Origin of the sequence: Streptomyces erythrochromogenes (genome assembly GCF_040684695.1) — a bacterium.
GTDB classification, from domain to species: Bacteria; Actinomycetota; Actinomycetes; order Streptomycetales; family Streptomycetaceae; genus Streptomyces; species Streptomyces erythrochromogenes_C.
Genome location: NZ_JBFBGM010000035.1, coordinates 67,899 through 79,594, shown reverse-complemented (window position 1 = coordinate 79,594; position 11,696 = coordinate 67,899). Strand labels below are relative to the sequence as shown.

The window sequence follows — 11,696 nt, the reverse complement described above, 5'->3', positions numbered from 1 at the left end:
CACGGTTCGGGACGGGCGCGGCTGGTGCCGCTGGTACGGCGGCACCGTGCCGCCCGGTCGAAAACTAGGGGCGGCGCGCCCGGCGGCTTTCGTACGTCGCGCGGGGTGGCTCCTAGGCGCGCGCGGGCAGCCAGCCCTCCTGGACGGCACGGACCCCGGCCTCGAAGCGACTGCGGGCGCCGAGGCGTTCCATCAGCTCGTTCGCGATGCGCCGGGCCGTGCGCGAGGAGACCCCCAGCCGCTTGGCTATCGCGTCGTCCGTGTGCCCTTCGGCCAACAGCCGCACGGCGGCCGCCTGTTGTGCGGTCAGGCCGTCCGGCCCCAGGACCGCCACCTCCGCCAGCGGCTGCGCCTGCTCCCACGTCGACTCGAAGAGCGCGCAGAGGGCGACCAGCATGCCGTGCCCGGTCAGGACCACCGCGCCCGCCGCGGAGTCGTCGCTCACCGGGATCAGGGCCGTCCTGCGGTCGACGATGAGCATCCGCGTCGGCAGCGACGCCACCGTACGGACCTGCCCGCCCAGCTCGGTGAGCCAGTTGGCGTGCTCGACGGAGGGCCGGCTGTTGCGCACGCTGTCGAGGTACAGGGTGCGCATGCGCACGCCGCGTTCGAGCAGCGTCCTGTTGAGCGGGCGCGAGGAGGCCAGGGCCGACTCGCTGAGCGTGGCGTCCGGCGAGAACGCCAGCAGTTCCTCCTTCGTCTCCCGGGTCAGCGCGACCAGCCGGTCGCGGACGGCGTCGAGGCCGATGAGCTGCTCCACGCCGGGATGGCTGGCGGTCGGCCGCAGCTCCGAGTACTCGGAGATGAGCCGGGCCGCGGCCGCCCGGGACGCCTCCAGCCGCTGCTGCTGAGCGGCCAGTTCGGCCTGTCCCCGGGCCATCAGGATCTCCATCCCGATGTCCGGGGAGACGGCGCGCAGCCGCCCGCTGTCGTCGGCGGACGGCTGGACCAGGGCCAGCTCGCTCAGCAGGTCCAGGGCCCCGCGTACGTCGCCCTCGGCGATCCCCGCCGCGTCGGCGAGCGCGGTGACGCCCGATCCCGGTTCCATGAGCATGGCGCGGTAGACGGCCTCGGCTCTCGCGTCGAGGCCCAGTTCGGTCAACATGTGGTTCCCCCCACCCCGTTGGCACTGCGATGGCAAAGATCATCTCAAAGAAGCGCCGGATGGACAGATGTGTCCACGGCCACAAACGGCCAGCCGAATCGGTGTCCCGCACGGGTCCGGCGGGGCGACCGTGGACACATGTACCTCGTCCATGCCCGTCTGCGGACGGTGCCTCCGGTGGAAGTGCCCGATGATCTGCGCGAGGCGGCCCGTGCCGGGCTGTGCCCCCGGGACCGGGTGGAGCACCTGGCCGTGCACCCGCAGTCCGCGGAGCACTTCACCCTCGGCTTCTACCTGCTCTCGGACTCCCTGGAGGAGGCGGAGCGGCACGCCGAGGCCGTCTGCCGCCGCCTGCTCGGCGCACGGGCGCTGCCCGCCGCGCACCTGCTGGACGTGGGCGTCCCGCTGATGCCGGCGTCCCTGCCGGAGCTGCGCAGCCGCTGACGGCGCCGTGTCGTGCCGGGCCGTGCTGCGGCAGGTCGTGCCGCGCCGGGCCGTGCCGTGTCGTGCCCTGCCGTGCCGTGCTGCGGCGGGGCGGGCCTGTCCTCATCCGTCCACGGACGGTTTGGGCCAGCCGATACCCCTTCTCCCCCCGCTGAGCTGCGACTTAGCTATGTCTCACCGGAAAGGGACAGCGCCACCGCGGGGTGCGGGACCGACCGGGAAGCCACAGCCGACACGCCTCACGGCGCCCCGAAAGGACTCCGCAACCATGAACACCACCCGCATCGTCAAGGCCGCCGCGGTCGTCGCCCTCGCCCTCGTCCTCGGCGCCCCGGCCGTCGCCTCCGCCGCCCCGGTCACCGCCGTGAAGCCGCCGGTCGCCTCGCAGAACGGCGACATGAGCTGGCAGTGACGGCCCGGCCACGGCCGGCGGCCCACCCACCACGGCACAGCCCCTGCGTCCACGATGCGGGGGCTGCCGCGTTAGGCTCGACGGGTGGATCCCAAGACCAGAAACCGTGTGATGGCCGGCGTGCTCGTGCTGATGTTCCTCGTCGTCGCCGTGGCGGCCGCCACCGGCCAGTAGCGATGACCGGCGGCAGCCTCCGGGCTGCGGCTACCAGGCGAAGGCCTCCGGGGACGGCCCCGGCCCGGGGAAGATCTCGTCGAGCCCGGCCAGTACCTCCTCGCCCAGTTCCAGCTCCACGGCGCGCAGCGCCGAGGCGAGCTGTTCCGGCGTACGCGGCCCCACGATGGGCCCGGTGACGCCGGGACGCGTCAGCAGCCAGGCCAGCCCGACCTCGCCGGGCTCCAGGCCGTGCTTGTCGAGCAGGTCCTCGTACGCCTGCACCTGCGCGCGCACCGCGCTGTTCGCCAGGGCGTCCGCCGACCGCCCGGAGGCCCGCCGGCCCTCGACGGCCTCCTTCTTGATCACGCCGCCGAGCAGCCCGCCGTGCAGCGGCGACCACGGGATGACCCCGAGGCCGTAGTCCTGGGCGGCCGGGATGACCTCCATCTCCGCGCGCCGCTCGGCGAGGTTGTAGATGCACTGCTCGCTGACCAGGCCGAGCCGTCCGGTGCGCGCGGCGGTCTCGTTGGCCTGGGCGATCTTGTAGCCGGGGAAGTTCGAGGAGCCGACGTAGAGGATCTTGCCCTGCTGGACGAGGACCTCGATGGCCTGCCAGATCTCCTCGAAGGGGGTCCGCCGGTCCACGTGGTGGAACTGGTAGAGGTCGATGTAGTCGGTCTGCAGCCGCTTGAGGCTGGCGTCGACGGCCCGCCGGATGTTGAGCGCCGAGAGGCGGTCCTCGTTGGGCCAGGTGTCCCCCTCGCGGGACATCGAGCCGTAGACCTTGGTGGCGAGCACGGTCTTCTCGCGGCGCCGGCCGCCCTGGGCGAACCAGGTCCCGAGGATCTCCTCGGTGCGGCCCTTGTTCTCGCCCCACCCGTACACGTTCGCCGTGTCGAAGAAGTTGATGCCCGCGTCGAGGGCGGAATCCATGATCGCGTGACTTTCGGGCTCCCCGGTCTGGGGTCCGAAGTTCATGGTGCCGAGTACAAGTCGGCTGACCTTGAGGCCGGTGCGTCCGAGCTGTGTGTACTTCATGGGCCACTAGCCAACTGCTTGGAGTGCACTCGAAGCAAGACCCGTCCGCGAACGGCGTGTTACGCGTCGTGCGCGGGGCGGTACGGGCCGCCGATGCCCCAGGCCTGGTGCAGGACCGCGGCGAACTCCCCCGCCAGCCGGTGCTCGCCGGAGGCGTTGGGGTGGGTGCCGTCGTAGGTGTCCCGGTGGATGTCGTACGCGGCCGGGCGCGCGGCCAGCAGGATCGGCGAGGCGTCCGTGGTGAGGTCGGCCACGGCCTTGGCGAGGAGCTCGTTGAAGCGGACCACCTCGGCCGCGAAGGGGGCGTCCTCCTCGGCCCGGCTGTTCGGGATGACCGGCAGGAGCACCATGCGGAGGCCGGGGTGGGCGGAGCGGGCACCCGCCACGAAGAGGCGGACGTTGTCGGCGGTCTGCTCGGCGTCGGTGTAGAAGCCGAGGTCGATCAGGCCCAGGGAGACCAGCAGGACGTCCGGGCGGTGCGCGGCGACGGCCTCGGCCATGACGGGCGCCATGTGCTGCCAGCCCTCGCCCCAGCCGGCCAGGTGGCGGCGGGCGCGCTCCGGGAAGCCCGGGTCGGCGTACGCGTGGCTGACGGGCGCGTCGGCGGCGGTGTCGTAGACCTCGCAGCGCGGTCCGACGATGCGGTAGGGCCCGCCGAAGGTCGAGTTGAGGTGCTGCCACATCCGGTAGCGCCAGGTGTAGTCGCCGGCGCGTCCGATGGTCATGGAGTCGCCGACGAACATGAAACGCATCCGGTCATCATCGCGGATCGCGCGACAGAAACCCCTGTGACGCCGGACACGCGGCACGTACTGGCAGGCTGGGAGGATGCGCCTGCCCCTGCCGCCCGCCACCGCCCTCGCGGCGACCGCCACCGCCCTCGCCGCCGCCGTCGTCGTCGCCGTGCTGCCGGGCGCGGCGGCCGCCGCGCAGTCCCCCGGGGCGTCCTCGTTCACCATCTCCGACCCGAGGATCAAGGAGTCGAGCGGGCTGGCGGCCAGCCGGATCCATCCGGGCGTCTACTGGACGCACAACGACAGCGACGACGGTCCGTACGTCTACGGAGTGGACTCGGCCACCGGCAGGACGGTGGCCCGGGTGACGCTGACGGGGATCGGCCGGCCGCGTGACGTCGAGGCGATCTCGCTCGGTCCGGACGGACAGCTCTACGTCGGGGACATCGGCGACAACCGGGGCGGCACCTGGGACCACGTGTGGATCTACCGCTTCCAGGAGCCGCGGCAACTGGGTGATGTCACGGTCAAGGCAACGCAGTTCACGGTGCGGTACGAGGACGGGCCGCGCGACGCCGAGTCCCTGATGGTCCATCCGGTGACGGGCCGCGTCTACATCGCGAGCAAGAACGAGAGCAAGGGCGGCCTGTACGAGGGCCCCGCGGAGCTGGCGGCGGGCGGGGCCAACGTCTTCCGGCGGGTCGCCGACGTCCCGTGGGTGACGGACGGGGCGTTCTCCCCGGACGGGAACCGGCTGACGCTGCGCGGCTACTTCACCGCCCGGACCTACCCGTGGAAGGACGGCCGGCCGCAGGGCGAGGGCGACCGGGTGGACGCCCCGTGGCAGGGGCAGGCGGAGTCGGTGACGTACACGGCGGACGGCTCCACGCTCATGTTCGGCTCGGAGGGCGCGAGCAGCCGGGTCGTCGCGGTCCCGGTGGCCGCGGCCGCCCCGTCCGGCGGTTCGGCCTCGCCGCAGCCCGGCTCCCCGCCGGACGCGGCGACCTCTCCGGAGCCGACGGGCAGCTTCGGCAAGGGCGCGCTGGTCCTGGCGGGCGGCCTGGTCCTGGTCTTCGCTGCCAAGCGCCTCTTCCGCCGCCGCGCACGGGACTGACGGCGCGGAAGGGCCCCGTACTCCGCGCGGCGGGCCCGCGGGCCCGCCGTACGGGTGCCGTACGGGTTACGAGTGGCCGAGGTCGAGGTCCGCGGCCTGGGCGTCCGGGACCGCGACCGGGCCCGCGTCGGCGGTCGGCCGCAGGACGAACTCGTCGGCGGCCATCGAGTCGAGGACCGGCGGGGCGGGCCGCAGCGGCGCCGGCACGACCGCGGCCTCGGAGTGGCCGCCGCAGCCGTAGGACAGCGACACCAGGCGGCCGTCGGCCGGGCTGAACTCGTTCGCGCAGACGCCGAAGGCCTGGCCGAGCGAGCCGCCGACGGCGACGAGGAACCCGCAGGAGACGCAGGACGCGGGGGCGGCCTGCGCCATCGGGGTCTTCGCACCGAAGGACTCGTCCCAGCGGTCGGCGGCGCTGTGCAGCCCGTAGCGGGAGAGCACGCGGGCCCGGCGCATGCCCAGTTCCTCGGCGACCGCCGTGATGGAGCCGCGGGCGGGGGCGGTCACGCGGTCGGTGACGTCGGCGTCCTCGGCCTCGACGAGTTCGGCCATCTCGGTGGAGACCACGGAGTTCGGCGGCGGGGCGTCCTCGCCCGACCAGCCCGGCTCCAGCCTCAGGTCGTCGGCCTCGGTGGGCAGCAGATCGCCGGGGCCCATGTCGCCGGGGCGCAGCCGCTCGCTCCACGGCACCCACTCGGGGGCCAGCAGGGCGTCGTCGCCGGGGAGCAGCACCGTTTCGTCGAGGGTGACGTTCTTGGCGCGGGAGGCGCGGGCCACGGTGACGGCCCAGCGCCAGCCGCGGTATCCCGGTTCCTTGGACTCGAAGAAGTGGGTGACGACGCGGTCGCCCTCCGCGACGGCGGATACGTGGGCGCCCACCACACCGGGGAAGGCTGCCTCCTCGGCGGCCGCGCGGGCGAGTTCCACCGCCTCGACGCAGAGGCGGTCGGGGGTACGCGGGGTACGGCTTCGCGTCGTCGCAGCACTCACTGGTCTCGTTCTCTCCTACGCCGTCTCACGTGTGCGCCGTCCGTACTGTCGTCCACAACGACCCGGTGGTGCTGTCCGTACGAGGCGCGGGCGGAGCGGACCAGAGGGCCGCGTCGACGTCCACACCCGATCGGACTCCGGGCGCACCTCGCTGCGATCCATTCTGCGGGATCACGAAGAGGCGCGCGGCCAGGAGCAACCGCCGGTGGCGCGCTACGCACGCTACCTCCTCTTAAGCCCTGGGCACACATGCAAGGTCCGATTCGCGGACAAGCCGCCGGTTCCGCGACGCGCCGGGAGGCGCCCCGTGGGGGCCGGGTGGGGCACTATGTCGAGTGTGGCACCCGTACGGTCGTCCGACGACGGCTCGGGACCGGCCAGGCGGGCCGGCCGGGCTGTCGGGCGTGCCCTGCACCGTCCGATCACCGGTCCGGCCAAGGGAATCCGGCGGGCGACGCACGCGCACGGGGCGGGCGAGTCGGGCCTGGGCAAGCTGATCGAGCTGCACGCGATCAACGGCGCCGGCGACATGATGATCACAGTGGCGCTGGCGTCGACGGTGTTCTTCTCGGTGCCCACGGACGAGGCGCGGGGCCGGGTGGCCCTGTACCTGGCGATCACGATGGCGCCCTTCACCGTGCTGGCGCCGGTGATCGGTCCGCTGCTGGACCGGCTGCCGCACGGCCGCAGGGCCTCGATGGCGGCGGCGATGCTGGCGCGGGCGCTCCTCGCGGTGATGATGTCGGGCGCGGTGGCCACGGGGGGTCTGGAGCTGTATCCGGCGGCGCTGGGCGTGCTGGTGGCGTCCAAGTCGTACGGGGTGGTGCGCAGCGCGGTGGTGCCCCGGCTGCTCCCACCGAATTTCTCACTCGTCAAGGCGAACTCCCGGGTCACGCTGGCCGGTCTGCTGGCGACGGGGGCCGCGGCGCCGGTCGCGGCGGGACTCAACACGATCGGGCCGCAGTGGCCGCTGTACGGGGCCTGCGTGGTCTTCCTGGGCGGCACCTTCGCGGCGTTCACGCTGCCGCACAAGGTGGACGAGGCGAAGGGCGAACGGCGCGCCCGGCTGTCCACGCACGAGGCGCACTCGAAGCGGCCGGGGCTGCGGACGGTGAGCCGCAGCGTGCTGTGCGGGCTGCTGGCGAACGCGGCGATGCGCGGGCTGTCCGGGTTCCTGATCTTCTTCCTGGCGTTCCTGCTGCGGGAGCATCCGCTGGCGGGGCAGAGCGCGGCGGTGTCGCTGGGCATCGTGGGCGTGTCGGCGGGTGCCGGCAACGCCTGCGGCACGGCGGTGGGCGCGTGGCTGCGGGCGCGGGCGCCGGAGGCAATCGTCGCGTCGGTGCTGTGCGTGACGCTCGGCGTGGCGGTGCTGGCGGCCGTGTTCTACAGCGGGCTGTTCGTGGCGGTGCTGGCGGCGACGGCGGGCTTCTGCCAGGCCCTGGCGAAGCTGTCGCTGGACGCGATGATCCAGCGGGACGTGCCGGAGGCGGTACGGACGTCCGCGTTCGCCCGTTCGGAGACGCTGCTCCAGGTGGCGTGGGTGCTGGGCGGGGCGATCGGCATCGTGCTGCCGCTGAACGGCGTACTGGGGATGTCGGTGGCGGCGGCGATCGTCGCGCTGGGCGCCACGATGGCCGTCCGCGGCGTCCTCTCGGCCCCCCGCCACCACCCCAACCAACACCCGTCCCGCCCCAAAGTCGCCTGACCCCTCGCAAGCAGCGCCCTTTCAGCCCCGCCGGCGATTCAGGCGCGCAGGCCCGCCCTTCCAGCCCCGCCGGCGTTTGAGGCGCGGGGGCCCGGGGGCAGCGCCCCCGCAACGGCGGCGCACCTGCACGGGCACGGTCACCCCGGCGGGAGCCGAAGGGCGGCGCGCCCGAACCCCCACGGCCACCCCAGGCGGGAGCCGAAGGGCGGCGCGCCGCAGGTCCGCGGTACCCCGTGCAGCGGCGCAGCCCAGGGGCCCGATAGCCTTCGGCTCATGACCGCACCGCTTTTCTCGGGTAGGGCCCGCCGCAGCGTCGCGGCCCTCGGAGCCGTGTCCGCCGGCCTCCTCCTCCTCTCCGCCTGCGACAAGCCGACCCCGCTCGCGACCGTGACGGTCGGCAGCGAGTCGGTGTCCGCCGAGGCCTCTTGCCACAACGACGGCAAGGAGCTCTCCGTGGACGAGGTACAGGAGTGCCTCACGAACATGAAGAACCCCAAGACCATCGAGTACGGCCGCGGCGACACGCTGCGGCTCGGCGTCGAGCCGGAGGTCGTCGAGGACGGCAAGCGCTGGTCGGCGGTGCTCGACGGCCAGCCGATCACCGAGCCCTCGTCGAACACCTACCGCAGCTTCCCGGGCGCCGACGTCTTCGCGACGGGCGGCCAGGGCGAGGCCCCGACCTCGAAGAAGCTGGCCTTCCTGCAGATCGACGCGGCCGGCAAGCCGCTCGCCGTCTGGTCCTTCAACCTCAAGCTCAAGTAACCGGACGACACCGGTGCGCGCGCTCGTCGTGACGGCGGTGGGGGCGGAGTCGGACTCCGTCCTCACCGGTCTGACCCCTCATCCGGACAGTCCCGGCCCCGACCCGCGCACGCTCCCCGGGGGTTACCTCATCACCCGCCGGGACCTGCCGGGCATCGCCTTCGACGTGGTCGTCGGCGGCGTCGGGCCGGCGGCGGCCGCCGCGGGCACCGCCACGGCGCTGGCCCTCGCCGAATACGGGCTCGTCGTCAGCGCCGGCATCGGCGGCGGGTTCGCGCCCGCCGCGCCGGTCGGCTCCCTCGTGGTCGCGGACGCGATCGTCGCGGCCGACCTGGGGGCGCAGACCCCCGACGGGTTCGTCGACGTGGCGTCGCTGGGCTTCGGCCGCAGCGTGCACCTGCCGCCCGCCGAGCTGGCCGCCCGGGCCGCGGAGGCGACCGGGGCGCTGCTGGCGCCCGTACTGACCGTCTCCACCGTGACCGGGACCGCCGACGGGGCGGCCGCCCTCACGGCCCGGCATCCGATGGCCGGGGCCGAGGCCATGGAGGGCTTCGGGGTCGCGGAGGCCGCCGCCGCGCACGAACTGCCCGTACTGGAGATCCGCGCCGTGTCCAACGCCGTGGGGCCGCGCGACCGTGCCGCCTGGCGGATCGGGGACGCGCTGGCGGCGCTCGCCGAGGGCTTCCGCGTCCTGGGGCCCGTACTCGCGAACTGGGGAGAACGCCATGAGCAACACCGTGGTCGAAACTGAACCGCTGAAGATCGCCTACTCGCCCTGCCCGAACGACACGTTCGTCTTCGACGCGTGGGCGCACGGCCGGGTGCCGGGCGCGCCCGCCCTGGACGTCACCTTCGCGGACATCGACGTCACCAACGGCATGGCCGAGCGCGGCGAGCTGGACGTGCTGAAGGTGTCGTACGCGGTACTGCCGTGGGTGCTGGAGGAGTACGCGCTGCTGCCGTGCGGTGGTGCCCTCGGGCGCGGCTGCGGTCCGCTGGTGCTGACCCGCGAGCCCGGCCTGGACCTGGCGGGGAAGACGGTCGCCGTGCCGAGCGAACGCTCCACCGCCTACCTGCTGTTCCGGCTGTGGGCCGCGGACGTGCTGCCGGACGGCGTCGGCAAGGTGGTCGTCCTGCCGTTCCACGAGATCATGCCGGCGGTCCGCGACGGCCGGGTGGACGCCGGACTGGTCATCCACGAGGCCCGGTTCACCTACCAGGACTACGGGCTGCACTGCCTGGCCGACATGGGCGAGCACTGGGAGTCCACGACCGGCCTGCCGATCCCGCTCGGCGCGATCATCGCCAAGCGCTCGCTGGGCGAGGAGCGGCTGCGCGCGCTGGCCGAGTCGGCGCGCACCTCGGTCCGGATGGCCTGGGACGACCCGCAGGCCTCCCGCCCGTACGTCCGCGCGCACGCGCAGGAGCTGGACCCGGCCGTGGCCGACCAGCACATCGGGCTGTACGTCAACGAGTTCACGGCCGACCTGGGCGACTCCGGCTACGCGGCGGTGCGCGGGCTGCTGACGCGGGCGGCGGCCGAGGGGCTGGTACCGGCCATCGCGCCGGGCGCGCTCACCTTCCCGTAGGCGCCTTCGGGCCGCGCGCGGCTGCGCCCCGCCCCTCGTGCGAGGAGCGGGGCGCAGGTGTGCGTACGCAGGTCAGACGTCGAGCTGGTCGGCGACCGCGCGCAGCAGTCCGGCGATCTTCGTGCCGTGCACCTTGTCGGGGTAGCGGCCGCGCTCCAGCATCGGGGTGATGTTCTCCAGCAGGGTGGTGAGGTCCTGCACGATCGAGGCGAGCTCGTCGGGCTTGCGGCGCTGGGCGGCCGCGACGGAGGGCGCCGGATCCAGGACGGTCACCGAAAGTGCCTGGTCACCGCGTTGTCCGGCGACCACGCCGAACTCGACTCGCTGACCGGGCTTGAGGGCATCGACCCCGGCAGGGAGCACCGACGAGTGGACGAAGACGTCACCGCCGTCGTCGCGGGAGAGAAAGCCGAAGCCCTTCTCACTGTTGAACCACTTGACCTTGCCGGTAGGCACGTCCGTCCTCTGTCCTTGTGCTCGTCGGGGTCCGGTGGGCCGCGAACGGCTCCGGACAACAGCGCAGCGGGCCATGGGTGACCCGCCACTTCAAGGCTAATGGTCGGGGACCGGGTGACAAGACGTTCCCCGGTCCTTCACGGTCGGCTGCTTCGGCCAGGGAACTACCCTGGTGGGGTGACTGTTACTCCTCATTCGGACGAAGCGCGGCCCGGCGACGGTCTGGTCAGGGCCGGCGGCATCGTGTTCATCGCCGGCGCCGTGGCCACACTGGCCACGATGGCCCCGCTGTTCCTCGACATCGACCCGTTCCCGTCGTACGCGTGGGCCGTGTGCATGCTGATGGGCGTCGGCTTCGCGATCTCCGCCGCGGGCGTGCTGCGCTCGGCGGCCGCCCAGCGCAGGGCGGCGCGGGCCTCCCAGGAGGCCTAGGCCCTGGCCGCCGCGCCGCGGAGTCGGGAAGGACCGGTCGGCCCTAGACGGGCTGTGCGGCGACGTACTGCGCGAGCCATCCGGGCAGCGCGGTCAGGTCCGGCAGGACCACATCCGCGCCCGCCGCGCGCAGTTCCGGCTCCGGGCACGGGCCCGTCGGCACGGCCACGGACAGCGCGCCGGCCGTGCGGGCCCCGCGTACGTCGCCGATGTGGTCGCCGACGTAGACCTGCGCGCCGTGCTCGCGCAGCGCGCCCGCCTTGGCCTCCGCCCACAGCCAGCCGATGACCGCGTCCGGCTCGATGCCCAGGTGCTTCAGGTGCAGGCGGGCGTTGGGCTCGTGCTTGGCGGTGACGACGATCGCGCGGCCGCCCATGGCCCGGACGGCGGTGATCGCCTCGCGTGCGCCGGGCATCGCGGGGGTCGGCTCGATGGCGTGCTCGGGGTAGATCTCCCGGTAGCGGTCCGCCATGGCCGGGATCTCGGCCTGCGGGAACCAGTGCGCGAGCTCCTCGTCCAGCGGGGGGCCCAGGCGGGTGACCGCCGCGTCGGCGTCGATGTACGTGCCCGTCTCGGCCGACAGCGCCCGGTAGGCGGCCCGGATGCCCGGGCGGGAGTCGATCAGGGTCATGTCGAGGTCGAAGCCGACGGTGAGGTTCATACCGCCCATTGTGCCGAGGCGGGCGGACGGCCGTGAACGGTGCGGCGAACCCTCCCGGAACCTTCCCGGAACTCGTGTTCAACCTTTTCGGCGCGGCG

The 11,696-nt window shown here is 73.5% G+C and carries 14 protein-coding genes; 8 read left to right on the top strand and 6 right to left on the bottom strand.

Translation table 11 applies throughout. The annotated features are described in order from the left end of the window. Window positions 1-112: 112 nt before the first annotated feature. Window positions 113-1,105 carry a helix-turn-helix domain-containing protein gene (locus AB0O53_RS34805; RefSeq protein WP_365201044.1) on the bottom strand — a complete coding sequence of 331 codons (993 nt, stop codon included), beginning with the start codon at window positions 1,103-1,105 and terminating at the stop codon, window positions 113-115. A gap of 138 nt (window positions 1,106-1,243) precedes the next feature. Here AB0O53_RS34805 and AB0O53_RS34800 point away from each other — a divergent pair, with 138 nt between their 5' ends. Together AB0O53_RS34800 and AB0O53_RS34795 are read left to right on the top strand one after the other, a co-directional pair. Then, complete coding sequence (locus AB0O53_RS34800; RefSeq protein ID WP_365201041.1) at window positions 1,244-1,549, top strand: hypothetical protein; 306 nt, start codon at window positions 1,244-1,246, stop codon at window positions 1,547-1,549. A gap of 268 nt (window positions 1,550-1,817) precedes the next feature. After that, on the top strand, window positions 1,818-1,961 hold the full coding sequence (locus tag AB0O53_RS34795) for a hypothetical protein (RefSeq protein WP_359129919.1): 144 nt from the start codon (window positions 1,818-1,820) through the stop codon (window positions 1,959-1,961). A 204-nt stretch (window positions 1,962-2,165) separates the two neighbouring features. Here the strand turns inward: AB0O53_RS34795 and AB0O53_RS34790 are convergent, their stop codons facing one another. Further along, on the bottom strand, window positions 2,166-3,155 hold the full coding sequence (locus AB0O53_RS34790; protein ID WP_365201039.1) for an aldo/keto reductase: 990 nt from the start codon (window positions 3,153-3,155) through the stop codon (window positions 2,166-2,168). A gap of 59 nt (window positions 3,156-3,214) precedes the next feature. Then, complete coding sequence (locus tag AB0O53_RS34785; protein WP_365201036.1) at window positions 3,215-3,907, bottom strand: GDSL-type esterase/lipase family protein; 693 nt, start codon at window positions 3,905-3,907, stop codon at window positions 3,215-3,217. Window positions 3,908-3,983: 76 nt separating this feature from the next. On the opposite strand from AB0O53_RS34785, the gene AB0O53_RS34780 reads away from it, so the two are divergent. After that, a complete protein-coding gene (locus AB0O53_RS34780) occupies window positions 3,984-5,003 on the top strand; it encodes a WD40 repeat domain-containing protein (RefSeq protein ID WP_365201034.1) in 1,020 nt (339 codons plus the stop codon). A 66-nt stretch (window positions 5,004-5,069) separates the two neighbouring features. Here AB0O53_RS34780 and AB0O53_RS34775 read toward each other — a convergent pair whose 3' ends face one another. Beyond that, window positions 5,070-5,993: a DUF3027 domain-containing protein gene (locus tag AB0O53_RS34775; protein ID WP_350998876.1), complete on the bottom strand. Its 924-nt coding sequence runs from the start codon at window positions 5,991-5,993 to the stop codon at window positions 5,070-5,072. 328 nt (window positions 5,994-6,321) lie between these two features. Between AB0O53_RS34775 and AB0O53_RS34770 the strand changes: the two genes are divergently transcribed. The 4 genes from AB0O53_RS34770 (at window position 6,322) to AB0O53_RS34755 (ending at window position 10,049) form a co-directional block, all read left to right on the top strand. Beyond that, window positions 6,322-7,698, top strand: coding sequence for an MFS transporter (locus AB0O53_RS34770; protein WP_350998873.1), 1,377 nt, complete (start codon window positions 6,322-6,324; stop codon window positions 7,696-7,698). 273 nt (window positions 7,699-7,971) lie between these two features. Further along, window positions 7,972-8,460: a DUF2771 domain-containing protein gene (locus tag AB0O53_RS34765; protein ID WP_350998871.1), complete on the top strand. Its 489-nt coding sequence runs from the start codon at window positions 7,972-7,974 to the stop codon at window positions 8,458-8,460. Between the two features lie 13 nt (window positions 8,461-8,473). Next, window positions 8,474-9,211, top strand: coding sequence for a futalosine hydrolase (locus AB0O53_RS34760; protein WP_365201031.1), 738 nt, complete (start codon window positions 8,474-8,476; stop codon window positions 9,209-9,211). Continuing rightward, window positions 9,186-10,049: a 1,4-dihydroxy-6-naphtoate synthase gene (locus tag AB0O53_RS34755; protein ID WP_359119325.1), complete on the top strand. Its 864-nt coding sequence runs from the start codon at window positions 9,186-9,188 to the stop codon at window positions 10,047-10,049. The genes AB0O53_RS34760 and AB0O53_RS34755 overlap by 26 nt, the downstream gene beginning before the upstream one ends. A 72-nt stretch (window positions 10,050-10,121) precedes the next feature. Here the strand turns inward: AB0O53_RS34755 and AB0O53_RS34750 are convergent, their stop codons facing one another. Next, window positions 10,122-10,505, bottom strand: a complete 384-nt coding sequence (locus AB0O53_RS34750; RefSeq protein ID WP_030012939.1) for a cold-shock protein — start codon at window positions 10,503-10,505, stop codon at window positions 10,122-10,124. 177 nt (window positions 10,506-10,682) lie between these two features. On the opposite strand from AB0O53_RS34750, the gene AB0O53_RS34745 reads away from it, so the two are divergent. Next, window positions 10,683-10,937 (top strand): hypothetical protein, encoded by a 255-nt coding sequence (locus AB0O53_RS34745; protein WP_350998861.1) that lies wholly within the window; start codon window positions 10,683-10,685, stop codon window positions 10,935-10,937. Window positions 10,938-10,980: 43 nt separating this feature from the next. On the opposite strand, the gene AB0O53_RS34740 is transcribed toward AB0O53_RS34745, so the two are convergent. After that, window positions 10,981-11,598, bottom strand: coding sequence for an HAD family hydrolase (locus AB0O53_RS34740; RefSeq protein ID WP_365201028.1), 618 nt, complete (start codon window positions 11,596-11,598; stop codon window positions 10,981-10,983). Between the last annotated feature and the right edge of the window lie 98 nt (window positions 11,599-11,696).